The sequence below is a fragment of the Alloalcanivorax xenomutans genome, from assembly GCF_900217905.1.
Lineage (GTDB): Bacteria > Pseudomonadota > Gammaproteobacteria > Pseudomonadales > Alcanivoracaceae > Alloalcanivorax > Alloalcanivorax xenomutans.
The window spans coordinates 160,200-186,564 of record NZ_OBMO01000005.1 but is presented as its reverse complement, the minus strand read 5'-3'; the positions used below and the strand labels follow the sequence as shown (position 1 = coordinate 186,564).

The 26,365-nt window shown below is 63.1% G+C and carries 21 protein-coding genes; 7 read left to right on the top strand and 14 right to left on the bottom strand.

The window, feature by feature from the left end:
- Positions 1-31: 31 nt before the first annotated feature.
- Positions 32-1,198 (bottom strand): sulfotransferase family protein, encoded by a 1,167-nt coding sequence (locus CRO06_RS05760; protein WP_097057957.1) that lies wholly within the window; start codon positions 1,196-1,198, stop codon positions 32-34.
- Positions 1,199-1,376: 178 nt separating this feature from the next.
- Here CRO06_RS05760 and CRO06_RS05755 point away from each other — a divergent pair, with 178 nt between their 5' ends.
- Entirely contained in the window at positions 1,377-2,177 is an 801-nt protein-coding gene (locus CRO06_RS05755) for a glycerophosphodiester phosphodiesterase (RefSeq protein ID WP_022994468.1), read from the top strand.
- Here the strand turns inward: CRO06_RS05755 and CRO06_RS05750 are convergent.
- Positions 2,164-3,306, bottom strand: coding sequence for a patatin-like phospholipase family protein (locus CRO06_RS05750; protein WP_026949980.1), 1,143 nt, complete (start codon positions 3,304-3,306; stop codon positions 2,164-2,166). The genes CRO06_RS05755 and CRO06_RS05750 overlap by 14 nt on opposite strands.
- 130 nt (positions 3,307-3,436) lie before the next feature.
- Here CRO06_RS05750 and CRO06_RS05745 point away from each other — a divergent pair, with 130 nt between their 5' ends.
- Positions 3,437-4,534, top strand: a complete 1,098-nt coding sequence (locus CRO06_RS05745) for a GNAT family N-acetyltransferase/peptidase C39 family protein (protein ID WP_097057956.1) — start codon at positions 3,437-3,439, stop codon at positions 4,532-4,534.
- 195 nt (positions 4,535-4,729) lie between these two features.
- Here CRO06_RS05745 and nqrM read toward each other — a convergent pair whose 3' ends face one another.
- The 10 genes from nqrM to tesB form a co-directional block, all read right to left on the bottom strand.
- On the bottom strand, positions 4,730-4,966 hold the full coding sequence (nqrM, locus tag CRO06_RS05740) for a (Na+)-NQR maturation NqrM (RefSeq protein ID WP_026949982.1): 237 nt from the start codon (positions 4,964-4,966) through the stop codon (positions 4,730-4,732).
- Between the two features lies 1 nt (position 4,967).
- Entirely contained in the window at positions 4,968-5,996 is a 1,029-nt protein-coding gene (locus tag CRO06_RS05735; protein ID WP_097057955.1) for an FAD:protein FMN transferase, read from the bottom strand.
- Positions 5,997-6,272: 276 nt separating this feature from the next.
- A complete protein-coding gene (gene nqrF / locus CRO06_RS05730; protein ID WP_022994463.1) occupies positions 6,273-7,502 on the bottom strand; it encodes an NADH:ubiquinone reductase (Na(+)-transporting) subunit F in 1,230 nt (409 codons plus the stop codon).
- Between the two features lie 21 nt (positions 7,503-7,523).
- Complete coding sequence (gene nqrE / locus CRO06_RS05725; RefSeq protein WP_022994462.1) at positions 7,524-8,144, bottom strand: NADH:ubiquinone reductase (Na(+)-transporting) subunit E; 621 nt, start codon at positions 8,142-8,144, stop codon at positions 7,524-7,526.
- Between the two features lie 13 nt (positions 8,145-8,157).
- Positions 8,158-8,823, bottom strand: a complete 666-nt coding sequence (locus tag CRO06_RS05720) for an NADH:ubiquinone reductase (Na(+)-transporting) subunit D (protein WP_014994190.1) — start codon at positions 8,821-8,823, stop codon at positions 8,158-8,160.
- Positions 8,823-9,641 carry a Na(+)-translocating NADH-quinone reductase subunit C gene (locus CRO06_RS05715; RefSeq protein WP_022994461.1) on the bottom strand — a complete coding sequence of 273 codons (819 nt, stop codon included), beginning with the start codon at positions 9,639-9,641 and terminating at the stop codon, positions 8,823-8,825. Before CRO06_RS05715 ends, CRO06_RS05720 begins: the two co-directional genes overlap by 1 nt.
- Positions 9,641-10,894 (bottom strand): NADH:ubiquinone reductase (Na(+)-transporting) subunit B, encoded by a 1,254-nt coding sequence (locus CRO06_RS05710; protein WP_022994460.1) that lies wholly within the window; start codon positions 10,892-10,894, stop codon positions 9,641-9,643. The genes CRO06_RS05715 and CRO06_RS05710 overlap by 1 nt, the downstream gene beginning before the upstream one ends.
- 1 nt (position 10,895) lies before the next feature.
- Positions 10,896-12,242, bottom strand: coding sequence for a Na(+)-translocating NADH-quinone reductase subunit A (locus CRO06_RS05705; RefSeq protein WP_022994459.1), 1,347 nt, complete (start codon positions 12,240-12,242; stop codon positions 10,896-10,898).
- Positions 12,243-12,559: 317 nt separating this feature from the next.
- Positions 12,560-14,011: a glyceraldehyde-3-phosphate dehydrogenase gene (locus tag CRO06_RS05700; protein WP_022994458.1), complete on the bottom strand. Its 1,452-nt coding sequence runs from the start codon at positions 14,009-14,011 to the stop codon at positions 12,560-12,562.
- A 95-nt stretch (positions 14,012-14,106) separates the two neighbouring features.
- Entirely contained in the window at positions 14,107-14,982 is an 876-nt protein-coding gene (gene tesB / locus CRO06_RS05695) for an acyl-CoA thioesterase II (RefSeq protein WP_026949983.1), read from the bottom strand.
- A gap of 280 nt (positions 14,983-15,262) precedes the next feature.
- On the opposite strand from tesB, the gene mfd reads away from it, so the two are divergent.
- On the top strand, positions 15,263-18,712 hold the full coding sequence (gene mfd, locus CRO06_RS05690) for a transcription-repair coupling factor (RefSeq protein ID WP_097057954.1): 3,450 nt from the start codon (positions 15,263-15,265) through the stop codon (positions 18,710-18,712).
- A gap of 226 nt (positions 18,713-18,938) precedes the next feature.
- On the opposite strand, the gene CRO06_RS05685 is transcribed toward mfd, so the two are convergent.
- On the bottom strand, positions 18,939-20,162 hold the full coding sequence (locus CRO06_RS05685) for a BaiN/RdsA family NAD(P)/FAD-dependent oxidoreductase (RefSeq protein WP_244902777.1): 1,224 nt from the start codon (positions 20,160-20,162) through the stop codon (positions 18,939-18,941).
- Positions 20,163-20,501: 339 nt separating this feature from the next.
- Here CRO06_RS05685 and CRO06_RS05680 point away from each other — a divergent pair, with 339 nt between their 5' ends.
- The 4 genes from CRO06_RS05680 to CRO06_RS05665 all read left to right on the top strand — a co-directional run bounded on the left by CRO06_RS05680 (position 20,502) and on the right by CRO06_RS05665 (position 24,754).
- Entirely contained in the window at positions 20,502-21,539 is a 1,038-nt protein-coding gene (locus CRO06_RS05680; protein WP_055100751.1) for a Leu/Phe/Val dehydrogenase, read from the top strand.
- Between the two features lie 9 nt (positions 21,540-21,548).
- On the top strand, positions 21,549-22,562 hold the full coding sequence (pdhA, locus tag CRO06_RS05675) for a pyruvate dehydrogenase (acetyl-transferring) E1 component subunit alpha (protein WP_055100750.1): 1,014 nt from the start codon (positions 21,549-21,551) through the stop codon (positions 22,560-22,562).
- Complete coding sequence (locus tag CRO06_RS05670) at positions 22,555-23,562, top strand: alpha-ketoacid dehydrogenase subunit beta (protein WP_022994452.1); 1,008 nt, start codon at positions 22,555-22,557, stop codon at positions 23,560-23,562. Before pdhA ends, CRO06_RS05670 begins: the two co-directional genes overlap by 8 nt.
- 94 nt (positions 23,563-23,656) lie before the next feature.
- On the top strand, positions 23,657-24,754 hold the full coding sequence (locus tag CRO06_RS05665) for a dihydrolipoamide acetyltransferase family protein (protein WP_097057952.1): 1,098 nt from the start codon (positions 23,657-23,659) through the stop codon (positions 24,752-24,754).
- A 356-nt stretch (positions 24,755-25,110) separates the two neighbouring features.
- Here the strand turns inward: CRO06_RS05665 and CRO06_RS05660 are convergent, their stop codons facing one another.
- Positions 25,111-26,295, bottom strand: coding sequence for a hypothetical protein (locus tag CRO06_RS05660; protein ID WP_143247722.1), 1,185 nt, complete (start codon positions 26,293-26,295; stop codon positions 25,111-25,113).
- Between the last annotated feature and the right edge of the window lie 70 nt (positions 26,296-26,365).

Sequence of the window (26,365 nt, the reverse complement as noted above, 5' to 3'; positions counted from 1 at the left end):
GAGCCGATGTCGATTTTGTGACAATCCGCTTTCATCCACTCTCTCCTTCCGGCAGCGGGAATGAAAAACGCTGGTAGACCCAGCCGAAGGTGCGCCGCAACGGCTCCACCTCCAACCCCAGTTCGCGGGCATCGTAATGATGACCGCTGCGATAACGCAGGGCACGTTCCGACTCGGCGACGAGATAGCGCTGGTACTCCTGCGAAGGCGTCCAACCGAAACGCCGGTAGAACCCTTCCACCGTGTCCCGCGGATCGGCGGCGAGTGACTCCATTACCGACAGCGCCTGGCGGGATTGCGGCAGCGCGTCAAGGCTGTCGAGCAGGTGACGGTAGTAGTAGTCGAGCATCGCCATGAAGCCCTCACGCCAGTAGGCAGCGGTATCACGACCGTCGAAAAGACGGGCACCGACGACAATGGAGTTGATCTGTGAGGGCACCGATTGAGTGGGGTTACGCAGACAGCCGATGAAACGGGCGTCCGGAAAGGTCTCCGCCAGGGCCTGGATCCAGGGTGTGAACGAGGGGTTCTTGGACAGGAACACCCGGTCCTCGCCATGGAAATACAGGTGCCGCTGCACGAACCGGCGGTAGGCCGCCATGATCCGGCGCTTTTCCGCCGCCGGCAGATCGCGGTCGGCGAATGTCAGGCGCCAGAGACGCTCGTCCGGCACCACCAGCACCAGCAGGAAACAACCCAGCACCGGCAACAGCGCCAGGTAATCCTCCTCCGGATCACGCAACCCGGTCTTGTGAATATCATCCAGACCGCCGAGCAGCCGCCGCTCCAGCCAGGCCAGCAGCCGTCCCAGCGGCTGGCCGAGCCGGCGGTCGATGAGGCCGATGCCGTGAAACAGGTAACGCTGGCTGATGGAGGGCGCGAAAATCAGTTCCCACAGGGAGGTGGTGGTGAAACGCTGGTCATCGCCGGCCAGCAGACGGTGCAAAAAAGTGGTGCCGCTGCGCGGAATGCCCACCACGAACAGCGGCTCGCGCACGGCAATCTGGCGATAACGGGGAAACAGCACCCGATCCAGCAGCAAGGCCAGGCCGTTGATCGTCTGCAGCAGCAAAAAGGCGGGCCAGAACAGCGCCATGGCCAGCAGCCGTCGCGGCGACCAACCACTCACCCTGCCCTGATAATCCGGGTTCCAGGATTTCAGGAACAACCGCCCGTACAGTTTGGCCACATGCCACATATGGAGGTTTCCCGATTCACGCCATTCGCGGTGATCCTAGGGTTCAAGAATGACCGTTTTATGACGTTTTGCAACCCCCGCGCCGACGCTTGCGGCGTTCCCCGGCGCGCTGCACAATGCCGCCAGCTTTTTTATTGCTCCCGGCAATTTTCTATGACCGCCGTACAGGATACCCGCCATGTCCCAGCCCTTCCCCACCATCGTCGGCCATCGCGGCGCCCGTGGCGAGGCGCCTGAGAACACCCTGGCGGGCTTTCAGGTGGCGGTGGCGGCGGGCGCCGGAGAAATCGAGCTGGATGTGCGCCTTTCCGCCGACGGCCATCTGATCGTTCTGCACGACAGCGACCTGAAGCGCACCACCGGCCAGAAGGGCCACGCCAGGCATTTCACCCTGGCCCAGCTCAATCTGATGGACGCCCGCGTCAACACACCCGGCTGGCACAGCACCGTGGGGGTGCCCTCGCTGCGCGAAGTAGTGGCCCTGTGCGGCCCGGCCATGCGCTTTCAGTTCGAGGTGAAGGGCGCCGACCGTGCCATCCTGCACCAGCTGGCCCATCAGTTGACGCATATGATCGACCAGGACGGTCTGCGTGAGCGGGTGGTGATCACCTCCAGTCATACCGGCTTCCTGCGCATGGTCGCCACCATGGCCCCGCATCTTGAACGCGGCTATGTCAGTGAATACCGCTACCAACAACCCACCCGGCGCGCCGCCGCGCTCGGCTGCCGCTGGCTGATGCCCCACCACAGTCTGGTCTCGCCGCGGCTGATGCGCAGCGCCCGCCGGCGCGGACTCAAGGTCTCCACCTGGACCGTCAATGATCTCAATGAGGCGGAACGGCTGGCAAGGCTCGGCGTGGACGGCATCATCACCGACTTCCCCACCAGCTTCCTGGCCCACTTTCGCGGCAAGGATCAGCGTCAGGTGGCGGCCCCCGCCGCCCAGGCCGAGTTGGATCCGAGCCTCAGGGATCCTTGAAGAAGTCGCGGATTTCCTGCTCCCGGGCCGTCGCGTCCCGATACCCCAATTCGATCAGCTCGCGGGTGAAGCCGGGCTCGAACAGCAAATAACTGAGCGCGCCGGCACCCGGCGAACGGGTGGCGCCGGAACCGCGCAAGAAGAACCGCAAGGTGCGCGGCAACTCGCGCGAATGCCGCCCCGCGATCTCGTCGATGGGCTCGGAGGGATAGATCTTCAGAACGTCCACGGGACGCAGTTGGATGCCACGCTGGCGCCGCTGACCGGCATCGGTGGCGGCCAGGGTGTTGTTGATGCGCTCGAGCCGTTCCACGTCCCCTTCCAGGGTATCGACGAACACGCTGTTCAACACATGACCAAGCACCTGGGCCAGCGAAGGATAGCCGCTGAGCGCCTGTTGCTGTCCCGGACTGTTGCCGCCGGACACGCCGATCACCAACAGGCGGTTGGCGCCCAGATGCAATGCCGGGCTCACCGGGGCCAGTTGGCGTACCGCGCCGTCGCCGTAAAAACTGCCGTCCACCTGCTCCGCCGGAAACAACAGCGGAATCGCCGCCGACGCCAGCATGTGCTGCACACCGATCACCGAGCGGCGCCCGAGGCGGCGGGCCCGGGTCCATTCCTGCAGATCATCGGCGCCCTGGAAGAACGATACCGACTCGCCGGTGGCGTAACTGGACGCGGTGATCGACAGCGCCCGCAAATGGCCCTTGTCCACGCTGTCGCCGATCCGCTGAAAATTGATCAGCAAGCGCAGCAGCCGTTTCAGCGGCGTGTTATCGAGCAAGGCGCTGCGAGTCTTGGCCTGGCCGCCGGTGGCGGCGGAAAACATCCAGCGCAGCAGGCTGCTGGTGAAAGCGAAAATATCGGTGCGGTAAACCTGCTCGGCGGTCATGTTGGACCACACCCGGTCCAGGCTGTGCACCGCGGTGGCGTAGTTGTGAGCACCGGCGGCCAGACCGGCGGCGTTGATGGCGCCGGCGGAGGTGCCGCAAATAATCGGAAACGGATTGGGCGACTGCGCCGGCAGCATTTCCGCCACCGCGCGCAATACCCCGACCTGATAGGCGGCGCGAGCGCCGCCACCGGACAATATCAACCCCCGCACCGGGGGCGTTGGTGATGCCATGAATGGTTCTCCTCGAAGCGCCTCAGTATGCCTTTGGCGCGCCTCAGCGTCATCCGCTGGCGTCACTGTTTCGGCTGTCTTATGCTGCCGTCGTGGCCGTCTTCCGCGGCCGCTGACGAGCACCCGCTAAATGGCATTACGCACCGCCCGCGCCGACGACCTGGACGCCCTGTGCGCCCTGGAGCAACGCTGCTTCAGCAGCGACCGGTTATCCCGCCGCAGCTTCCGCCATTGGCTACGGCAGAGCCCTTGCGGCCTGATCGTGGCGGAGGAAGAAGGGCACGGTCTGGTCGGTTACGCCCTGGTAATGCTGTACAAAGGCACTCGTCTGGCGCGCCTCTACTCCATCGCGGTGGACGCCAGCCAGCGCGGCAAAGGGCTTGGCGAGCAGTTGCTCGACGCCGCCGAGCACTACGCGCACCGTCATCGCCGACTTTACCTGCGCCTGGAAGTCCGCGAGGACAACGCCGCCGCCATCCGCCTGTATGAACGGCGCGGTTATCGGCTGCTCGGCCAGACCGCCGACTATTACGAGGACCATCAGGACGCCCTGCGTTTCCAGAAACGGCTGCATTACCGGCCCGACGGCGGCGAGCGGCTGGCGGTGCCGTGGATCCGGCAGAGCACCGATTTCTCCTGCGGCCCCGCCTGCCTGATGATGGCTCGTGCCGCGCTACAGGGCGAACCGCCCAGCGACAGCGAGGAACTGCTGATCTGGCGCGAAGCCACCACCATCTTCATGACCGCCGGACACGGCGGCTGCCACCCGCTCGGCCTGGCCCTGGCGGCGCGCCGACGCGGACTCGCCGCCGAGGTCTGGTGCAATCAACGTGGCCCTCTGTTTCTTGATTCGGTGCGTGATGCGCACAAGAAAAGAGTGATGGAAACGGTCCACCACCACTTCGTCGAACAGGCACAGGCGCAAGCCATTCCGGTGCACTACATGGAACTGGACAGCGAGCGGTTGGATCAGGCGCTGGAAAACGGTGAAGTGGCCATGGTGCTGATCAGCACCTGGCGGCTGGACGGTCGCAAAGCGCCCCACTGGGTGGTGGTGGCCGGCGGCGACCGGGAGTGTTTCTACATCCATGACCCGGACCCGGCGGAGGATCAGATCCCCCTGGACTGCCAATACATTCCCATCGCCCGCGACGGCTTCGACAAAATGGCCCGCTATGGGCAGTCACGGCTGCGTACGGCAGTAATTGTTAAGGCAGTTAAGAGTTAATAGTGAATAGTTAACAGCGAAAAACATTGCGGATCCGCAAAAGGCATTTGTGTATCTGCAACTCCTCTGCCTCTCTTCTGTTTAAAGCAAAGAGGCCGCTCTCCTCTCTGGGCGCGGCCTCTTTGCTTTCAGAGCGCATGGTCGTCCCGCGCGCCGCTGTTAACTATTCACTATTAACTGTTACCTGCTTTTTTTTCAGGTTTTCAGCACGTCCTTACCCAGGCTTCCGGCGCGTTTGGCGTTTTCCTGGCGGGTGTTTTCCTCGCAGGCATTGCGGTCACCGCCGCAGATTTCGCAGCCGTCCTTCATGCCCAGCGTTGCCAGGCCGCCACAGGACCCCTTGATCGGCTTGTTGGAGAAGATCACGCCAACGGCCATGGCGGCGAACAGGATGCCGATAACGACAAAGGCGGCAATAAGAGTGGCAAACATATCACTTCTCCTGTTTCTGGCTGTCCAGAACAGCCTGGAAAGCCGGGGTCAGAATTTCTTTTGGCCCCTCATTGGTTCTGACAATGAACAGCACCGGCAGTTCATGCTCGCGGGCGAAGGCGACGCCCTCTTCCGGCCCCAGCACGGTCAGCGCGGTGGCCAGAGCATCCGCCATCATACAGGACTTGTGCAGCACGGTAACCGATGCCAGATGATGAGTAACCGGGTAACCGGTACGGGGGTCGATGGTGTGGGAGAACAGCTTACCGTCCTCTTCAAAAAAATTGCGGTAGTCGCCGCTGGTGGCAATGGCGATATCGTGCAGTTTCAGCACTTTCTCCACTTCCCGCCTGCCCACTTCCGGGCGCTCGATGGCCACGCGCCAGGGCTGGCCGTAAGGTTTGGTGCCGGACGCCACCAGTTCGCCGCCAACTTCCACCAGATAATTACTGATGCCGGCTTCTTTGAGCACTCCGGCCAGCTTGTCCACGCCAAAGCCCTTGGCGATGGAGGACAGGTCCACATACAGTCCGCCGGGCTGGGTCGCCTCCCGCCCCTGGAGCGTCAGCCGCTGCCAGCCGATGCGCCTCAGCGCTGCCTGGACGTCCTCGTCCGCCGGTGGTTCGAAGCGGTCCGGATCCGGGCCAAAGCCCCATAGATTCACCAAAGGCCCCACGGTGACGTCATAGGCGCCGTTGGTGTCTCCCGACAATTTCAACGCCGCCGCCAGTACCTTGGCGAAATCTTCCGGCAAGGTCTGGACCGTCCCCGCCTCCGCCTGATTGAACCTGGACAGGTCCGAATCCGGCCGATAGGTGCTCATCTCCTGGTTCACCTGCTCCAGGGCCGCCTCCAGCTCGGTCTTGAGTGCCGGAATACCGTCGCGGGGGGAACCGGTGAACTTCACCGACCAGGTGGTGCCCATGGTCGGGCCGGACAACGCCGAAAGCCGTTGTTGAGCGTCGTCGCAGGCGCTCAGTATCAACAGCAGCAACAGCGAGAAGGGAATCAGAAAGAGACGGGATTTCATGGCTGCTCCCAGGACAGGGCCCAAACGCCAATACGCGGTATCGATAAACAAAGCCCGGCCATGGTTGGCTATTGTTTCACCCTCTCCCGGCCCGGCCTGCCCTGGCCGGTCGTCAATCATGCTGCGATATGCCACTGGCATATCGGCGGTGGATGCCAACAGACTCGGAGTCGCCATCCCTGGCGCGACGCCCGGAGTTTCGCCAACCCCCGGCCCGGCCTTCCCTGGCCGGTCGTAAATCATGCTGCGATATGCCACTGGCATATCGGTCATGATTTACCCACCAAAGTCATCGAGAAGGATGTTCTCGGGCTCCACGCCCAGATCTTCCAGCATCTTGATGACCGCGGCGTTCATCATCGGCGGACCGCACATGTAGTATTCACAGTCCTCCGGCGCCGGGTGATCCTTCAGGTACTGTTCGTACAGCACGTTGTGGATGAACCCGGTGAGGCCAGTCCAGTTGTCTTCCGGTTGCGGGTCGGACAACGCCAGATGCCATTCGAAGTTGTCGTTCTCCTCGGCGAGCTTGTCGTACTCATCGTTGTAGAACGTCTCGCGCCAGCTGCGCGCACCGTACCAGAAGCTCATCTTGCGCTTGGAATGCAAACGCTTGAGCTGGTCGAAGATATGGCTGCGCATCGGCGCCATGCCCGCGCCACCGCCGATGAACACCATCTCCGCGTCGGTGTCCTTGGCGAAGAACTCACCGAAGGGTCCGAACACGGTGATCTTGTCACCCGGTTTCAGGCTGAACACATAGGAGCTCATCAAGCCCGGCTGGATGCCGGAGGAACCCGGAGGCGGCGTGGCGATCCGGATGTTGAACTTGAGAATGCCCTTCTCTTCCGGATAGTTGGCCATGGAGTAGGCGCGGATCACCTCTTCGGTGTTCTTGGTCTTCAGATCGAAGAACTTGAAGTGCTCCCAGTCGCCGCGATACTCCTCACTGATATCGAAGTCGGAGAAGTTGACTTCGAACGGCGGCGCTTCCAGCTGCACATAACCACCGGCACGGAAGGCCACTTCCTCGCCTTCCGGCAGTTTCAGGGTCAGTTCCTTGATGAAGGTGGCGACGTTGTCGTTGGAGATGACCTCGCACTCCCACTTCTTCACACCGAAGAACTCTTCCGGCACCTTGATCTTCATGTCCTGCTTGACGTTCACCTGACAGCTCAGGCGCCAGCCATCGCGGATCTGGCCCTTGGTGAAGTGGCCTTCCTCGGTGGGCAGGATATCGCCGCCGCCGTCGAGGACCTGACACTTGCACTGGGCGCAGGTGCCGCCGCCGCCACAGGCGGAGGACAGGAAAATGCCCTGGTTGGCCAGGGTACCCAACAGCTTGCCACCGGCGGGCGCGTCGATGCCCTTCTCCGGGTCGCCATTGATATCGATGTGAACGTCCCCGCTGGCCACCAGCCGGGAACGGGCCACCAGAATCACCGCCACCAGCGCCAATACGATGGCGGTGAACATGGCGACGCCAAGAATGATCTCAAAACTCATAATCTGGCTCTCCCCTTTCCCTTAGAGCTGCACGCCGGAGAACGACATGAAACCCAGGGACATCAGACCCACGGTGATGAAGGTAATGCCCAGCCCCTTCAGACCGTCGGGTACGTCGCTGTACTTCAGCTTTTCCCGGATTCCCGCCAGCAGTGTGATCGCCAACGCCCAGCCGGCACCGGCGCCAAGGCCGTACACCAGCGACTCGCCGAAGGCGTAGTCCCGCTCCACCATGAACAGGGAGGCCCCCATGATGGCGCAGTTCACCGTGATCAGTGGCAGGAACACGCCCAGCGCGTTGTACAGCGCCGGCACGTATTTATCCAGGGTCATCTCCAGGATCTGCACGATCGCCGCGATCACGCCGATGTAGCTGAGCAGCCCCAGGAACCGCAGATCCAGAGTGGCCAACGCGGGAATACCGGTCCAGGACAGCGCCCCTTCATTGAGCAGGTAATGCAGAATCAGGTTGTTCACCGGCACGGTAATGGTCAGCACCACGATCACGGCGATGCCCAGACCGATCGCGGTGGAGATCTTCTTGGAGATGGCGATGAAGGTACACATCCCCAGGAAGAAGGCCAGCGCCATGTTCTCGACGAAGACGGCGCGGACGAACAGACTCAGATAATGTTCAAACATGCGGCTTCTCCGTTCAGAACGCGTCGCTGGTGCGGGTGTGCGGCTTCATCTTGAAGACGTCCTCTTCCACCTGCTCCGGCTTCCAGGCGCGAATCGCCCAGATGAACAGACCGATCAGGAAGAAGGCGCTCGGCGGCAGCAGCATCAGGCCGTTGGTGTTGTACCAGCCGCCGTCCACGGTGCGCTCCAGAATCTGGTAGCCGAACAGGCTGCCGGAACCCAGCAGCTCACGGGTGAAACCGAGCCCCAGCAGGATCACGGAGTAACCCAGGCCATTACCAACACCGTCCAGGAAGGACGGGATCGGCGGGTTCTTCATGGCGAAGGCTTCCACCCGGCCCATGACGATACAGTTGGTGATGATCAGGCCCACGAACACCGACAGCTGCTTGGAAATGCTGTAGGCGTAGGCGCGCAGGAACTGATCCACCACGATCACCAGCGAGGCGATGATGGTCATCTGCACGATCATGCGGATGCTGCCCGGAATCTGATTACGGATACAGCTGACGAAAAAGTTGGAGAACGCCGTCACCGCCGTCAGTGCGATGCACATGGTCAGCGTGGTGTTCAGATTACTGGTTACCGCCAGGGCGGAGCAGATACCCAGGATCTGCAGCGCGATGGGGTTATTGTCGAAAATCGGACCAAACAGAATGTCCTTGGTTTTCTCCGCCATTACGCTTCTCCTCCGTTGTCGGCCTGGACGGCGGCGGAACCGGCGCCGTCATCGGCCGCTTTCATGCGATCCAGATACGGACCGAACCCGTCTTCCCCTACCCAGAAACGCACCAGATTGTTGACGCCCTTGCTGGTCAGGGTGGCACCGGCGAGGCCGTCCACCTTGTGTTCGGCTCCGGCGGTGCCGGAATCGACGGTGCCCTTGACCACCTGAATGGCCACGTCACCGCTGTCGTCGTGCAGTTTTTTGCCTGGCCACAGGCCCTTCCAGGCCGGGTTGTCCACTTCACCGCCCAGACCCGGGGTTTCACCGTGTTGATAGAAGCCCAGGCCGGAGATGGTCTCGGCGTCCGCCTCCAGAGCCAGGAAGCCATACAGGGTGGACCAGAGGCCGTAGCCGCGCACCGGCAGGATGATACGGCTGAGGTTGCCGTTGTCGTCCCGGGCCAGATACACCTCGGACACGTTCTCCTGCCGTTTGATGCTGGCGATGTCCTGATCAGCGCTCAAACGCTCGCTTTCCGCCGGATCCTTGGCCGCCTTCAGCGGATCGTAGGACTCCGGCTTGTCCACGTACTCGCCGGTTTCCAGGTCGACGAATTTGCGCTCAATGGTATCGAACGCCTTCTGCACGTCCATGCCCGGCTGATACAGCCCGGCGGCCTGGAGAATGTTCACCTGGCGGTCGAGCACCTGGTTCTTCTGCTGCACCGGCCGCAGTGACACGGCGGCGGTGGACACCACCACCGCGCACACCAGACAGACCAACAGGGCGACCAGCAGCGTTCTGCCTACACTTTCGCTATTTCCAGCCATTACGCTACTCCCCCGGTCCGACGCAGGCGACGACGCACGTTCGCCTGGGTAACGAAATAATCAATCAACGGCGCGCACAGGTTGCCGAACAGGATCGCCAACATGATGCCTTCCGGGAAGGCCGGGTTGACCACCCGGATCAGCACGGTCATCACACCGATGACGATGCCAAAGATCAGTTTGCCGGTATTGGTCATGGCGGCCGATACCGGGTCGGTGGCCATGAACACCAGACCGAAGGCAAGACCGCCCACCGTCAGGTGCCAGTACCAGGGCATGGCGAACATCGGGTTGGTGTCGCTGCCGATCAGGTTGAACACGGTGCTCATCGCCGCCATGCCCAGCAACACGCCCAGCATGATCCGCCAGGAGGCGATCTTGGTGAACAGCAGGAAGACCGCGCCCAGACCGATGGCGATCAGCGAGGTCTCGCCGATGCTGCCCTGGATGCCACCCAGGAAGGTGTTCATCCAGCTCAGGCTCTGGCCGGCATCGGCGCCGATCAGCGCGTTCTGGGCAAGACCGGCGGAAAAGTCCAGATTGCCGCTGGCGGCCAGCGACAGCGGGGTGGCGCCGGAGAAGTTGTCCACCGCGGTCCAGATGGCGTCACCGGACATTTGCGCCGGATAGGCGAAGTACAGGAACGCCCGGCCCACCAGCGCCGGGTTGAGGAAGTTCTTGCCGGTACCACCGAACACTTCCTTGCCGATGACCACGCCGAAGGACACACCCAGCACCACCTGCCAGAGCGGAATCGCCGGCGGCAGAATCAAGGTGAACAGGATACCGGTGACGAAGAAGCCTTCGTTCACTTCATGGCCGCGTTTCCAGGCGAACAGGGCTTCCCAGAAGAAACCGGTCAGATAGACGGCGATCAGGATCGGCACATAGTAGACCAGGCCGTGAACCATGTTGGCCCAGAAGTTCTCCTGGCTGAAGCCGGTGAGCGCCGCCACCAGCTCGGTACGCCAACCCGGAATCGGGTCGAAACCGAACTCGGTGATTTGCAGGTTGGCCTGAAAGCCAGTGTTGTACAGACCGAACAGGATCGCCGGGAAAGTGGCGAACCAGACCGTCATCATAATGCGCTTGAGATCGATACCGTCACGTACGTGGGCCGCGGACCGGGTCACCGAGTCCGGGCTGTACAGCATGGTGTCGAACATCTCATAGAAGACGTAGTACTTCTGCAGCTTGCCACCCTCGTGGAAGTGGGGGGCGACTTTGGTATCAAGGTAATTCCGCAGACCCATATCAGCTCTCCACTTCAATGGTGGTCAGGTTGTCGCGGAGGATCGGGCCGTACTCGTATTTGCCGGGGCATACGAAGGTACACAGGGCCAGATCCTCTTCCACCAGTTCCAGCGCGCCCAGGGCGGTGGCGCTGTCGGTATCGCCCACCGCCAGCGCGCGCAGCAGCTGGGTCGGCAGAATATCCAGCGGCATCACTTCCTCGTAGGCGCCGATCGGCACCATGGCGCGCTCACTGCCGTTGGTGGTGGTGGTGAAGTTGAAGCGCTTGCCCGGCATCAGCCTGGAGAGGTAGATGTTCATCACCGAGAAGCGATTGGCACCCGGGGAGATGTAACCCAGCAGGTCGCGCTCATGCCCTTCACGCAGCACGGTGACCTGGTTACACAGGCGGCCCAGGTACGCCACCGGACCGCGGGCGTGGTGGCCATTGAACACGGAGCCGGAGATCACCCGGTTTTCCCCGTCTTTCAGCTCGCCACGGCAGAAATCGTCGCTCTGCGCGCCCACACGGGTACGCAGCAGGCGCGGCGTTTTCACCTGCGGGCCGGCCAGAGCCACCACCCGCTCGCTGCTGATACGGCCTTCGGTGAACAGCTTGCCGATGGCGATCACCTCCTGGTAGCCCACGGCCCAGACCTGTTTGTTCAGGCTGACCGGATCGAGGAAATGAATATGGGTCCCGGCATTGCCGGCGGGGTGCTTGCCAGCGAAGCTTTCTTCACGGATCTGGCCCTGGGCGAAGGACGGCAGCGTGGACTTGGCCGCCTTGCACACCCAAACCGGCCCTTCGGTGAGACGGGACAACACGGTCAGCCCGTGACGGAAGCTCTGCTCGTTCTCCTGGATCACCAGGGACGGATCCTGACACAACGGATTGGTGTCGATGGCGGTGACGAAAATGGAATTCGGCACGCTCTCCGGTGCCGGCACCTTGCCAAAGGGGCGAGTACGCAACAACGTCCACTCACCGGAATCCACCAGTTGGGTCACCACGGTTTCACGATCCAGGGAAGCCAGTTGGTCCGGCTGATAAGTGGTGAAGGTCACCTCTTCTTCCTGGTCGGCCACTTCGATGACCACGGACTGCAGGACGCGCTTGTGGCCGCGATTGATGGCGACCACCTTGCCTCCGGCCGGCGCGGTGTATTTCACGCCGTCGGTTTTTTTGTCCGTGAAGATCAGCTGACCTTTCTTGACTTGGTCCCCTTCGCGGACTTCCATAGTGGGTTTCATGCCCACGTAGTCGCCGCCGAGCACGGCGACAGAACGGACCTGGTGGCCTTCCTCTATCGCCTGGCGCGGCGCGCCGGCGATGGGCAGGTCCAGTCCCTTCTTGATTTTGATCATAGTGTCTCGCCCACGTTGCGTGTTGCTGATGTCGGGCTGCGCCTTCCTCGGAAGCACTGCACAGGCAGCGGATGGGGGAATTCGCGCAATAACCGGTAATAGCGTCAGGATCACCCGTGAATGAGGATTCAAGGGCCCGGCCCGTCGGCCGGCGCGCGACATTATAATGACCACATGAAAAGTATGCCAGAGAGGCAAGCCCCTCCGATGGTCCCGTATCGCTTCCCGATCGCTTTCCCGCCCCGTTTTACGCCGATACCGGCGAATTCGGGAACGGACGAAAAAAAGCCCGCTAAAGCGGGCTTTCCGTGCCTGACTTATTCCGCCGGATACACCGGGTATTCCACCCCGGAGATCTGCTGCAGAATCCGCAGCACCTGGCAGCTGTAGCCGAACTCGTTGTCATACCACACGTACAGCACGCAGTGGCGGCCGTTGACGATGGTGGCCTCGGCGTCGATGACGGAGGCATGACGGGAGCCGACGAAGTCGGTGGATACCGCGTCCGGGCTGCTGACGAAATCCACCTGGCGCTGCAGCGGAGAGTGCAGGCTCACCCAGCGCAGGTATTCGTTCATCTCCTCCAGGCTGGTTTCCTTCTCCAGGGTCAGGTTCAGGATCGCCATGGACACGTTCGGGGTGGGAACGCGAATGGAGTTGCCGGTCAGCTTGCCATTCAGGGACGGCAGCGCCTTGGCCGCGGCGGTGGCGGCACCGGTTTCGGTCAGCACCATGTTCAGCGGCGCGGCGCGGCCACGACGAGGCCCTTTGTGGAAATTATCCAGCAGGTTCTGGTCGTTGGTGTAGGAATGCACCGTTTCCACGTGGCCGTATTCAATGCCGAACTTGTCCTCGATGGCCTTCAGCGGCGGCACGATGGCGTTGGTGGTGCAACTGGCGGCGGAGATGATCTTGTCACCATCGTCGATCATGTCGTTGTTGACGCCGTGCACGATGTTCTTGAGGTTGCCTTTGCCCGGCGCCGTCAACATCACACGGGCGATGCCCGGACATTGCAGATGCTGGGACAGGCCTTCCTCGTCACGCCATTTGCCGGTGTTGTCGATCAACACGGCGTTCTCGATACCGTACTGGGTGTAGTCGACGGACGCCGGATCGTTGGAGTAGATCACCTTGATGTAGTTGCCGTTGGCGATGAGGGCGTTGTCTTCCTCATCCACGGCGATGGTGCCGGCGAACGGGCCGTGCACGGAATCACGGCGCAGCAGGCTGGCGCGCTTCTGCAGATCGCCCTTGCCGGACTCACGCACCACGATCGCCTTCAGGCGCAGGCCATCGCCGGAGCCGGCTTTCTCGATCAGCAGGCGGGCGAGAATACGGCCGATACGGCCGAACCCGTACAGCACCACATCGGTACTGCCGGCCAGTTTGGCCTTGTTTTCCACTGCCTCGGAGAGCGCTTCACGGACGAAGTCTTCCACCGACAGGCCGCGATTGTCGTTTTTGTACTCAACCGCCAGCTTGCCGATGTCCAGACGGCAGGGGCCCAGGTCCAGCTTGACCGCTTCCTGGAGGATGGGGAACGAATCCACCACGGACAGACCGCTGTCGGACAGGCCGTCTTCAATCTGCTTAACAAAACGGTGGGTCTTGAGAATCTGGATAACGGACTTGTTAACCAGGGAACGGCTATAGACCGTGGTGGTCACGTTCTTTTCCCGGTACAGCCGACCGATCATCGGAATCATCGCCTCGGCGATTTCCTCACGGTTTTTCCATCGTCCGAAGTGGTCTTCCAGTTTGTTCACGGATGAGCCCCTCTCAATTGGGTTCCTGGGGGCGCGCATAATAGCGCCAACGCGGGGGTTTATCCACCCGCCACGCGCTCTGCCCCCCAGGCTTTCTACACTGGCTTGGCGCTGGGCCGCAGCCGCATCAGCCCTTCCTGGGCCACCGACGCCACCAGAGTGCCGTCCTGACGGTAGATGGCGCCGAAAGTCAGCCCCCGGGCACCGGCGGCGCCGGGGCTCTGGCAGTCATAAAGCAGCCAGTCGTCCACCTGGAAATCATCGTAAAACCACATGGCATGGTCGATGCTGGCGCACTGGATATCGCTCTGCCAGAAGGTCATGCCGTGGGGCTGCATGGCCGTGCCCATGAAACCGAAATCAGAACAATAGGCGAGCAGCGCCCGCTGGGTCATACGATCGGCGGTGACCCTGTCGCTGACCCGGAACCAGAAGCGTTTGAGCGGCTCCCGGCTTTCCGGCGCGAACAGGTCCTTGGGGGTCACCGGCCGAAACTCCACCGGCCGTTCACGCAGGAAAGCGCCACGGAACTGCTCCGGAATCTGCTCCACCACCCGCATGCGGGCACTTTCATCGCTTTCCAGGCTGTCCGGCTCCGGTACGTCCGGCATGGTATTCTGGTGCCGGCCGCCCTCTTCCTCCACCTGGAACGACGCGGACAGGCTGAAGATCGGCCGGCCGTGCTGGATCGCGTTGACCCGGCGGGTGGTGAAGCTCTTGCCGTCACGGATCCGGTCCACGTCATAGATCACCGGCACGCGGATATCTCCGGGCCGCAGGAAATAGGCATGCAGGGAGTGGGCCGGGCGGTCCTCCGACACTGTCATGGACGCCGCCAGCAACGCCTGGCCGGCCACCAGGCCACCGAAAATACTGCGCTGGCCATTGGCCTCGGTCTGACCACGGAACAGGTTGTCCTCCAACCGTTCCAGGGTAAACCGGTTCATTAGTTCCGCGACGGACTCTCTCATAGTTCTCCCCAGCTGTGGTGCGCGCATAGGCGCGCAATAGTACCGCAAACGCAGGCCAGGCTCTAAAGCAAAAGCGTCGCGCCCGCGGATCGCTTCGCTCCGTGATTCGCTGGCACGCCGACCGTTCTTCCCACCGAAAGGGCTCCGAAGCCGCTGAGGGAGCTTGCCCGCAAACGAATCTTTTGGTCCAGGAACCCAATTCGCTTGCAGGCAAGCTCCCTCAGTGGCTTCGTCCGACCCCCCTGCCCCTGCTACAATGCGCCCGCGCTGGAGACCTTTGATGACCCTGTTACCCGATTCTTCCCTGTTTTCCACCGGACGTGAACACTACCGCGACTGGCGCGATCCCGGCGCCGGCGGTCTGGCGGCGGTACTGGCGGAACTGGCCCGCCGTGATGAGGGCCTGCTGCTGGTGGCCGCGCCGTCCAGCAACCGTGCCCAGCAACTGGCGGATTCCCTGTCCTTTTATCTGGCGGACCGGGAAGTGCCGGTGCGGCTGTTTCCGGACTGGGAAACCCTGCCCTACGATCTGTTCAGTCCCCACCAGGACATTGTCAGCGACCGCATCCAGGCGCTGCACTGGCTCGGTCAGGCCCGCGGTGGCGTCCTGGTGGTGCCGGTGAACACGCTGATGCAGCGGCTGGCGCCGCCGATCCATATCAATGGCAATCATTTCCAGCTCAAGGTCAACGACACCTTCGACATGGAAGCCACCCGCCAGCAGTTGGTGGCCTGCGGCTACCGGCAGCGCGACAACGTCTACGAACACGGCGAGTTCGCCGTGCGGGGCGCCATCATGGATATCTTCCCCATGGGCGCGACACAACCGTTCCGGGTGGAACTGTTCGACCAGGACATCGAATCCCTGCGTCTGTTCGACCCGGAGAGCCAGCGCTCCACCGGCCAGGTCCAGGAAATCAATCTGCTGCCGGCGGCGGAGTACCCGCTCAGTCAGGACGGCATCCGCCATTTCCGCGGTGCCTTCCGGGAAACCTTCGACGTGGAGCCAAGAAAGGTCCCGCTCTATGAAGAAGTGTCCGAAGGCATCGCCAGCCCGGGGCTGGAGTACTACCTGCCGCTGTTCTTCGAGCAACTGGCCACTTTGTTCGACTATCTGCCGGCCAACGCCCGGGTGGTGGAACTGGCCGAATGCGAAGAGGCCGCCAACCACTTCTGGGACGAAGTCAATCAGCGCTATGAATCCCGCCGCCACGACATCCGCCGGCCGGTGCTGCCGCCGCACAGCCTGTTCCTGCGCCCGGACGAGTTGGCCGGCGCCTGGAAAACCCTGCCCCGGGCCCGGGTGCGCGACTCCGAACAGGCGCTGACGTTCAACCTGGCGCCCTCACCCCGGCTTGCCGCCGACCCGCGCAGCGGCAATGTACTGGCGCCCTTGCATACCTTCTCCGATGCTCACCCGGACACCCGCATCCTGGTGGTCGCGGAAACCGCCGGGCGCCGCGAGGCACTGCTCGAACTGATGCAAAAGGTCTCGATCCAGCCGGCACTGAAAGAAGGCTGGCGGGACTTCCTCGACGCCCCCGAGCGCTGGAATCTGACCCGGGGCGAGTTGGACGCCGGCTTTTACGCGCCGGACCACGATTTGCTGGTGGTCAGCGAAAGCGAACTGTACGGCGAGCGGATCATGCAACGGCGGCGGCGCCGCACCAGCGAGGACAGCGGCCAGGATCTGGCGGTCCGCTCCCTGGGCGAGCTCACCATTGGCGCCCCGGTGGTGCACCTGGACCACGGCGTCGGCCGCTATCAGGGCCTGGTGCACATGACCGTGGATCATCAGCCCCATGAATTCCTGCTGCTGGAATACGCCGGTGGTGACAAGCTCTATGTGCCAGTGTCCTCGCTGCATCTGATCAGCCGCTACGGCGGCGGCGAACACCCACCGCTGAATCGTCTGGGCAGCGAGCAATGGAGCAAGGCGCGGCAAAAAGCCGCGGAAAAAATCAACGATGTGGCGGCGGAGCTGCTCAACACCTATGCCCGTCGCGAAGCCCGCGAAGGCCGGGCTTTCCCGCTGGAACAAGAGGATTATCAGCGCTTCGCCAGCGGCTTCCCGTTCGAGGAAACCCCGGACCAGGAAAACGCCATCAACGCGGTGATCGCCGACATGCAACGGCAAAAACCCATGGACCGCCTGGTCTGTGGCGATGTTGGTTTCGGCAAAACCGAGGTGGCCATGCGCGCTGCTTTCGTGGCGGTCCAGAACGGCACCCAGGTAGCGGTACTGGTCCCCACCACCCTGCTCGCCCAGCAGCACTATGAATCCTTCGTCGACCGTTTCGCCGACTGGCCGGTGCAGATCGAAGTGCTGTCCCGTTTCCGCAGCGCCAAGGACAAAAGCCAGGTGCTGACACGGCTTGCCGAGGGCAAGGTGGATATCGTCGTCGGCACCCACCAGTTGCTGCAAGAGAATGTCAGTTTCAAGGACCTGGGCCTGATCATTGTCGACGAGGAACACCGTTTTGGCGTGCGCCACAAAGAGCGGCTCAAGGAAATGCGCGCCGAGTGCGACATCCTCACCCTCACCGCCACACCGATTCCGCGCACCCTGAACATGGCGCTCAGCGGCATGCGCGACATTTCCATCATCGCCACGCCGCCGCAGCGGCGCCTGTCGGTGAAAACCTTCGTGCGGCAACGGGACGACACCGCCCTCAAGGAAGCCATCCTGCGGGAGTTGCTGCGTGGCGGTCAGGTCTACTACCTGCACAACGACATCGACACCATGAGCCGCGCCGCCGAACAGATCCAAGCGCTGGTGCCGGACGCTCGGGTCGGCATCGCCCACGGCCAGATGCGCGAACGGGAACTGGAAGCGGTAATGGGCGACTTCTACCATCGCCGTTTCAACGTGCTGGTGTGCACCACCATCATTGAAACCGGCATCGACGTACCCAGCGCCAACACCATCATCATCGAGCGCGCCGACAAACTCGGCCTGGCGCAGTTGCACCAACTGCGGGGACGGGTCGGCCGCAGCCACCACCAGGCTTACGCCTACCTGGTCACGCCTTCCCCCAAGGCGATGACCAAGGACGCGCTGAAACGGCTGGAAGCCATCGAACAAGCCACCGACCTGGGTGCCGGCTTCGTGCTCGCCAGCCAGGATCTGGAAATCCGCGGCGCCGGCGAGCTGCTCGGAGAAGAACAGCACGGCAACATGGAAACCATTGGTTTCACGCTCTACATGGAAATGCTGGAGCAGGCGGTGGAAGCGCTCAAACGTGGTGAGCAACCGGACACCGCCAAACCGTTGTCCGGCGGCCCGGAAGTCAACCTGCGGGTTCCCGCCCTGATCCCGGAAGACTACCTGCCGGACGTGTTCACCCGCCTGACCCTGTACAAACGCATCGCCGGCTGCAAAACCGGCGACCAGTTACGGGAATTGCAGGTGGAAATGATCGACCGTTTCGGCCTGCTGCCGGAACCGGTGAAAACCCTGTTCAAGGTCACCGCTTTGCGGCAACAGGCGGAAGCGCTGGCCATCACCCGGGTGGACGCCAACGCCGCCGCCGGCAAACTGGAATTCGCCGAACGCACCCCGGTGGACCCGCTCACCGTGGTCAAACTGATGCAGAACGCCCCCAACCGCTACCGCCTGGAAGGCGCCCACACCCTGCGCTTCCAATTGCCGTCGGAAACCGCCGATGAACGGGTCGAACTGGTGGAACAGCTGCTGGCGCATTTGGCGGGGAATGGGAAAGCGCCGTGAAAAAAAGGCAAGGAATAGTGAATAGTTAACAGTGAATAGGGAAAAAACGGCGTTGCGGATTTGCAGGGAGGTTTTGCAAATTAGCCACACTGACGTTAAGCATCGTACTTTCTTTGAAAACACTTTCTTTAAAAACAGTGAGGCCGCGCCCAACTCCTGAGCGCGGCCTCACTGTCTTCCAATCACTCTGCTCTATCTCGCGTCCCTGTTCCCTGTTCCCTGTTCACTATCCACTATTAACTGCCGTTCCCGCCGCCACCGCGCTGGCCCAGGCCCATTGGAAATTGAAACCACCGAGCTGGCCGGTGACGTCGAGCACTTCGCCGATGAAGTACAGACCGGGAACGGTTTTGACGTCGAAGGCTTTGGAGGAGACGGCGTCGGTATCGACACCGCCGAGGGTGACTTCGGCGGTGCGGTAGCCTTCGGTGCCGGAGGGTTTGAAACGCCAGCCCTTGAGCACGGCGGCGATGCTGGCCAGGCGTTCGTTGCTCTGGTGCTGCAGCGGGCCTTGCCAATCGAACCGCGCCACCAGAGCCGCCGCCAAACGCTGGGAAAAGAACGAGCGTAACCAGCGCTCCACGGTGCCGTTGGGATGTTGCTTGCGCTCTTCCAGCAGAGCCGCGTAAGGCTCCGCCAGCATCGGCAACCAGTCCACGGTAACGTCGGCGCCCGCTTGCCAGAACGCGGACACCTGCAGCATGGCCGGCCCGGACAAGCCCCGGTGCGTGATCAACATGGGCTCGGAGAAAGACCGGCCCCCGGCTTCCGCGCGAACCTCGGCGCTGACGCCGCTGAGTTCCGCCAGCCATGCCTTGTCCGCGGGTTGCAGCGTGAACGGCACCAGCGCGGCGCGGGTCGGCAACACGTTCAGACCGAACTGTTCCGCCACTTTATACCCGAACGGGCTTGCCCCCATGGTGGGAATGGAAAGCCCGCCACTGGCGATGATCAGCTTGCTGGCGCGCACCGCGCCATCGTTGGTGCGCAGCGTGAAGCCTCCTTCCGCTCGCCCCGTTCCCGGTTTACCCACCGGCTGATCATTGATGTGCGTTACCGTCGTGTTCAACCGGATTCTGGCGCCAGCCCATTCGCATTCGGTGAGCAGCATCTCCACGATCGCTTTACTGGAGTCGGCACAGAACAACTGCCCTGGCGCTTTTTCCACATACTCGATGCCGTGCCGCTCCACCAGCTCGACGAAATGCCAGGGCGTATAGCGGCTCAACGCGGATTTGCAGAAGTGCGGATTGGCGGAAACGAAATGGGCCGGCGTGGTGTTGAGATTGGTGAAATTACAGCGCCCGCCGCCGGACATGAGAATCTTCTTGCCGGGCTTGTTGGCATGATCCAGCACCAGCACCGAGGCGCCCCCATAGCCGGCGGTGGCGGCGCACATCAGCCCGGCGGCACCGGCACCGATGATCACCACGTCGTACTGTTCCGCCATGCCGTTACGCCCTCCTTCATCGAAGCCGCGCAGCATAGCGGGATGCCGGCGGGGGTGCCAGAGCACGGATCGCGCTGACACGCAACACGCTAAAAACCCGGAACCACGAATCAGTGCCCTGTTCGCTGCCAAGGCAGCGAATGACCACGGCATGTCTCTTGTCGCGCGCGAGTCGCCCCTTCATACCCAACCCCACTAACCCGTCTCCACCATATAACCAATCGATCCAAGCACCCTCCCCAAACCCGCGCTATGATTTAAGCAAAGGGGCCGTGATCCGGCCCCGGAACCGCCCACAGCGGGCTTACCGGCCCCCGGGACGACAAGGAGAGCGTTGCCATGTTCGCTAACCTCGAACGGACCAACGTTGCCGAGCTGCACCTGCATCGTGATCCGCACTCCGGGCTGCGTGCCCTTATCGCCATTCACTCCACCCAACTGGGTCCCGCCGTCGGCGGCTGCCGCTGCCTGCGCTACGACGACGAGGACGCCGCGCTAGAAGACGTCACCCGCCTGGCCCGAGGCATGAGCTACAAGGCCGCCCTTGCCGGGCTGCCCCTGGGCGGCGGCAAGGCGGTGATTCTGGAACCGCCGGACGGCTATGACCGGGGCGCCCTGTACCGGGCCTTCGGCCGCGCCGTGGACAGCCTCAATGGCCGCTACACCACCGCGGTGGACGCTGGCACCCGCCTTGAGGATCTGGACCAGGTGGCCCGTGCCACCCGTCATGTCTGGGGCTACAGCGGCGACGGCCTGGACCCTTCACCGCTCACCGCCCTGGGCGTGTTCGCCGCCCTTGATGCCAGCGTGCGCCAGCGGCTGGGCCGGGACAGCCTGCGCGGCCTGCACTTCGCCGTGCAGGGCGTGGGGCACGTGGGCAGCCGCCTGGCACTGCTGCTGACCCGGGCCGGCGCCCGCCTCACCCTGGCCGATGCCGATGCCAAACGGGCCGGCGAACTGGCCGCCCGGCTGGGGGCCTGGATCGTGCCCGCCGACGCCATCTACGACGTGCCCTGCGACGGCTTCGTGCCCTGCGCTCTCGGCGCCGTGCTCAACCGCGACACCATTGCCCGGCTGCGCGCGCCGCTGGTGGCGGGCAGCGCCAATAATCAACTGGCCGGGGACGAGGACGGTGAACGGCTGCGCCAGCGGGACATCCTTTATGCGCCGGATTACGTCACCAATGCCGGCGGCCTGATCGCGCTGGCGCTGGGGCACGCCGGCGCCGGCCGGACCCGTATCCGCCAGCAGGTGCTCGCCATCGGCACCACCCTGACGCAGATCTTCCGCGAAGCGGAACGGGCCGGCTGGTCCACCAGTGCCACCGCCGACGATCTGGCGGAACAACGGCTCAATGGCCACCGCAACGTGGCCTGAGGAGGTGTTATGAGAACCGACCATGACAACCGCCGGGTGACGGCCTACAAGACCATGGCATTGATCCGTCACTTCGATAAAAAAGCGGTGAACCTGCAACGCACCGGGCGGCTGGGCACCTATGCCTCCTGCCTGGGCGCCGAAGCGATCGGCACCGCCGCCGGGCTGGCGCTGACCCGGGACGATTACTTCGTGCCCTACTACCGCGACCACGCCACGCTTTATCTGCGCGGCGTGCCGCTGCACCAAATCCTGCAGTACTGGGGCGGCGACGAGCGTGGCAACGCTTTTCCCGCGGCCAGCGACGCGCGCCGCGACCTGCCCTACTGCGTGCCCATCGCCACCCAGTTGACCCAGGCCGCCGGCATCGCCAGCGCCGCCAAGCTGCGCCACGAGCACGCCGCCGTGCTCGCCACCTGCGGCGACGGCGCCACCTCACGGGGTGATTTTTACGAAGCGCTCAACGTGGCCGGCGTCTGGCAGCTACCGCTGGTGGTGCTGATCAACAACAATCAGTGGGCCATCTCCGTGCCCCGGGGCTTGCAGACCGCCTGCGCCAGTCTGGCCGACAAGGCGGTGGCCGCCGGTATCCCCGGCGTGCAGGTGGACGGCAACGACCTGGACGCCCTGCTCGAAGTACTGGACCACGCCCTTGAGCGGGCCCGTGCCGGCAAGGGCGCCACTCTGATCGAAGCGATCAGCTACCGGCTCAGCGATCACACCACCGCCGACGATGCCAGCCGCTACCGCAAGGCCAGCGATCTGCACCGGGCCTGGCAGAACGAACCGGTGCGGCGCCTGCGCGACACCCTGGCCGAGGCCGGCCTGTGGGATGCCCAGCGGGAAACCGACTGGCAGCAACAGTGCGAGCGTACCGTGGAAGAGGCCATCGATACCTATCTGAATCTGCCCCCCGCCCCGGCCACCGACATGCTCGATTACCTTTACGCGGAATTGCCCGCCGCCCTGCGCGACCAGCGCAACGCCCTGGCGGTGGTGGACCAGGAGGTGCGTCATGGCTGAACTACAGACTCACGGCGCCCACGCCGTACCGATGAACCTGCTGGAAGCGGTCAACCGCGCTCTGACCCGGGCCATGGCCGAGGACGACAGCGTGGTGCTGCTCGGCGAGGATATCGGCACCAACGGTGGCGTGTTCCGCGCCACCGAAGGCCTCAAGCAACAATTCGGCTGCCGCCGGGTGATGGACACGCCACTGGCGGAAAATCTGATCGCCGGCCTGGCCGTGGGCATGGCCAGCCAGGGGCTGAAACCGGTGGCGGAGATCCAGTTCATGGGTTTCATTTACGCCGCCCTGGAACAGATCCTCAGCCACGCCGCCCGTTTACGTAACCGCACTCGCGGCCGGCTCAGTTGTCCGCTGGTGATAAGGGCGCCCTACGGCGGCGGCATTCACGCGCCGGAACATCACAGTGAAAGCACCGAGGCCCTGTTCGCGCATATCCCCGGCCTGCGTGTGGTGATGCCGTCCTCGCCGTCCCGCGCCCACGGCCTGCTGCTGGCCGCCATCCAATGTCCGGACCCGGTGATCTTCCTGGAACCGAAGCGGCTGTACCGGCTGAAACGGCTGCCGGTGGTGGCGGACGGCGATCCCCTGCCGCTGGATACCTGTTTCACCCTGCGCACCGGCGACGATCTCACCCTGATCAGCTGGGGCGCGGCCATCCACGAAACCCTGGGTGCCGCCGATCAACTGGCGGCGGAAGGCATCAACGCCGAAGTGATCGACGTGGCCTGTCTGAACCCATTGGACCGGGATACCCTGGTGGCATCAGTAAGCCGCACCGGCCGTGCCGTGATCGTTCATGAAGCCCCCGGGCACGGCGGCATGGGTGCTGAAATCGCCGCCACCCTCGCCAACCAGGCGCTGCTGCATCTGCGCTCTCCGGTGGAGCGGGTTACCGGCTATGACTGCCCGATGCCTTATTTTCAACTGGAGCAGCATTATCTGCCGGATGAGGAACGAATCGTGGCGGCGGCGAAACGGACTTTGGCGTATTAAAAAGAACAGCCAGATGCCAGACGCCTGACGCTTTTAAAAAGAATGTAAAGCGTTTGGCGTCCAGCGTCCGGCGACGACCAACGGGAGTCTCACCATGAGCTACTTCACCCTGCCGGACCTGGGCGAAGGCCTTCAGGAAGCGGAAGTGATCGAATGGCACGTCAAGGAAGGCGATGAAGTGAACGTGGACCAGGTGCTGTTGAGCGTGGAGACGGCCAAGGCCATCGTCGATATTCCGGCGCCCAAGGCCGGTGTCGTCGCCCGCCGCTTCGTCGCCGAAGGCGATCTGGTGCACACCGGAGAGCCGCTGCTGGCCTTCGAGGGCGAGGAGGACACCAGCCAGAGCGTGGTGGGTGAACTGGCCAGTGGACAGGACGGCGACCGTGATGACTTTATCATCGGCGCCGCCGCCGGCAGCCAGGGCGGCCCTGGCGCGGCGCCGGCGATCCGCGCCCTGGCTCAACATCTCGGCGTGGATCTGGAGCGCCTCAAGGGCAGCGGTCCGGGCGGCACCATCACGCTCAACGATGTGCAGCAGCACGCCAGACTGAAACAAAGCCATGGTGACAGCACGCCACTCAAAGGGGTCGCCCGCAGCATGGCCAAAACCATGGCCAGCGCCGGCCAGCAGGTGGTGCCGGTCAGTCTGTTCGATCAGGTCAGCATCCGCCATTGGAGCGCCGGCACCGACATCATGTTGCGTCTGATCCACGCCATCGTCGCCGGCTGCCGGGCGGAACCGACGGTCAATGCCTGGTTCGACGGCGATCAACTGAGCATGCGCAAAGTGGAAAAGATTGATCTGGGGATTGCCGTGGACACCCCGGACGGCCTGTTCGTGCCGGTGCTGCGCGACGTCGCCAACCGGGATGACGGCGACCTGCGCGAAGGCCTCGACCGCCTGCGCCGCGACGTGGAGCAGCGCAGGATCCCGCCAAAGGAACTGCAAGGGGCCACGCTGTCACTGAGCAACTTCGGCACCCTCGGTGGCCGTTTCGCCACGCCCGTGGTAGTGCCACCACAAGTGGCCATTGTCGGTGCCGGCAAGGCCTTCACACAGCCCGGATTCAACAACGGCGAGGTGTTCGAGGACAAACAACTACCGCTGTCGCTGACCTTCGACCACCGCGCCCTGAACGGCGGCCAAGCGGCACGCTTTCTGGCGGCCTTGCTGCAATCGCTGGCAAACTAGCTCGATACCGTTGCCATGCCAACCGGCACCTTACTCACTCCCGAAGACGCCATTCCGCTCCCCGCCGATGTACTGGGCAGTGACGATCCGGACGACATCATCGGCGCCAATATCGATGTGTTGAACGCGCTGTTTTCCGAGTACCTGGGGATCACCGATTCGAGGCGCTTTCCGACCCTTTTTACGCCGCCCAGGAGAGCGGGGACCTGTTCCGGCTTAACGCGGACTGGCTCACTCGATCGGACCGAGCGTATAGCCCAGACCCTCAACAACGAACCGGACTGCATGAAACGGATAAGAGCCCTGTGCTCCGAAGCGGGTCAGGAACTGGAACAGGTTACCGCCGGAGACCGCCTTTACCCGTCCCCTTCCAGCCAATCCTGGATCAGACGGCCGGCGGAACGCTTGCGGCCCGCGCTGATGTCCGCTCGCGGCACGTCATAAACCATACCGTATTGCTCTCGCAAGGCCCGCAACCACCGCGGAAAACGCCCCAGATTGCCCTTGCCAAGCCCTTCCATGCCCATGTCATTTCTTACCGGGCCTTTGCTGCCTTCCACGAAACGGCGGCCCTTGGCGTCCTCGATACGCAGTTCCCAATCCCAGTCCGGTTCCGGCATCAGATTCAACATCAGGTTGGGGGCTTGCCACCCCTGCCCGTCATTGCCTTCCTGGGGGATGCGAATCCGCACCTGCCAATCCTCCCCGGCCTCGAACGGCAATCCCAAGGCACGTGCCAGCATTGCGCTTTCGGTGGCTTCCCGGCGTGCGCGGTGGACCTCGGCCAGTCGCCCGGCCCATTGATGAAATTCCGTCTCCCGCGGCGCGCAATCTTCCAGTACCGCCTGAACCGTCTTGTGCAGTATGTCCAGGTGAGTCTCCCGGTTGGGAAACGCCATGTCACCGTCCAGCATGTCGCGGACCAGCTCGGTGCGCACTTCCGGATTCAGCAACGCGGTCAATACCATGCCCCAGAATCTCAGGTTCACGGTGTCGTAAAGATCGTCACCGTAGCGGCGGTCATGGCGATAGCGTAAATGACGCAGCAGCTGCAAAATCCGTTCGCCGTCCTCGGCAAAGGGAGCGAACTTCACTTTCTTTGCCCGCTGATTGGGCAGCGTGGTGTACTTGCCCAACTGGGTCACCAGCTTCAGGCGGGCCTTGAGCTCCCGCGCCGTGGACGTTTCGCCGATGGGCAGAGGGCCGTTGTCATCGAAACCGAACACCAGCAGGTTGGTATGCCGATCACTGCTGTTGATCGGGTAGCCCCGATCCTGCAACGGCAACACTTGCCGATAAGCGTCGCGCAACAACGGCAGTTCTTTGTTGGAGACCGCCGGGATGACGCCCGCCACGCGCAGATAATGAAAATAGAAACGGGTTCTCTGGTCCGGCGTCAGGGCGGCCGGCAGCTTGGCGGCATGGGGCCCCAATAAATGATGATTTTGCGGCCAGAAATGGCCTTGCCGCTCCTGCTGCAACGCCTCATCTTCATCCGCTATGAACGCCCGGCACAGGGCTTCGATATCCGCTCCACTCATTTTCATCACATCCCTTTGTCGACGTCCTGGTGTGGAACCTTAGCAGATCCGTTGGGAAATGCCCCGGCAC

Excerpts from the sequence above, each read along its gene's own strand:
- pdhA (WP_055100750.1), top strand. The coding sequence starts at position 21,549 with ATGAGAACCGACCATGACAACCGCCGGGTGACGGCCTACAAGACCATG.
- CRO06_RS05710 (WP_022994460.1), bottom strand. The coding sequence starts at position 10,894 with ATGGGTCTGCGGAATTACCTTGATACCAAAGTCGCCCCCCACTTCCAC.
- CRO06_RS05665 (WP_097057952.1), top strand. The coding sequence starts at position 23,657 with ATGAGCTACTTCACCCTGCCGGACCTGGGCGAAGGCCTTCAGGAAGCG.
- CRO06_RS05745 (WP_097057956.1), top strand. The coding sequence starts at position 3,437 with ATGGCATTACGCACCGCCCGCGCCGACGACCTGGACGCCCTGTGCGCC.
- CRO06_RS05680 (WP_055100751.1), top strand. The coding sequence starts at position 20,502 with ATGTTCGCTAACCTCGAACGGACCAACGTTGCCGAGCTGCACCTGCAT.
- CRO06_RS05760 (WP_097057957.1), bottom strand. The coding sequence starts at position 1,198 with ATGTGGCATGTGGCCAAACTGTACGGGCGGTTGTTCCTGAAATCCTGG.
- CRO06_RS05735 (WP_097057955.1), bottom strand. The coding sequence starts at position 5,996 with ATGAAATCCCGTCTCTTTCTGATTCCCTTCTCGCTGTTGCTGCTGTTG.
- CRO06_RS05685 (WP_244902777.1), bottom strand. The coding sequence starts at position 20,162 with ATGGCGGAACAGTACGACGTGGTGATCATCGGTGCCGGTGCCGCCGGG.
- CRO06_RS05750 (WP_026949980.1), bottom strand. The coding sequence starts at position 3,306 with ATGGCATCACCAACGCCCCCGGTGCGGGGGTTGATATTGTCCGGTGGC.
- nqrF (WP_022994463.1), bottom strand. The coding sequence starts at position 7,502 with ATGAGTTTTGAGATCATTCTTGGCGTCGCCATGTTCACCGCCATCGTA.
- CRO06_RS05755 (WP_022994468.1), top strand. The coding sequence starts at position 1,377 with ATGTCCCAGCCCTTCCCCACCATCGTCGGCCATCGCGGCGCCCGTGGC.
- CRO06_RS05715 (WP_022994461.1), bottom strand. The coding sequence starts at position 9,641 with ATGGCTGGAAATAGCGAAAGTGTAGGCAGAACGCTGCTGGTCGCCCTG.
- CRO06_RS05705 (WP_022994459.1), bottom strand. The coding sequence starts at position 12,242 with ATGATCAAAATCAAGAAGGGACTGGACCTGCCCATCGCCGGCGCGCCG.
- nqrM (WP_026949982.1), bottom strand. The coding sequence starts at position 4,966 with ATGTTTGCCACTCTTATTGCCGCCTTTGTCGTTATCGGCATCCTGTTC.
- CRO06_RS05660 (WP_143247722.1), bottom strand. The coding sequence starts at position 26,295 with ATGAGTGGAGCGGATATCGAAGCCCTGTGCCGGGCGTTCATAGCGGAT.
- tesB (WP_026949983.1), bottom strand. The coding sequence starts at position 14,982 with ATGAGAGAGTCCGTCGCGGAACTAATGAACCGGTTTACCCTGGAACGG.
- nqrE (WP_022994462.1), bottom strand. The coding sequence starts at position 8,144 with ATGTTTGAACATTATCTGAGTCTGTTCGTCCGCGCCGTCTTCGTCGAG.
- mfd (WP_097057954.1), top strand. The coding sequence starts at position 15,263 with ATGACCCTGTTACCCGATTCTTCCCTGTTTTCCACCGGACGTGAACAC.
- CRO06_RS05720 (WP_014994190.1), bottom strand. The coding sequence starts at position 8,823 with ATGGCGGAGAAAACCAAGGACATTCTGTTTGGTCCGATTTTCGACAAT.
- CRO06_RS05670 (WP_022994452.1), top strand. The coding sequence starts at position 22,555 with ATGGCTGAACTACAGACTCACGGCGCCCACGCCGTACCGATGAACCTG.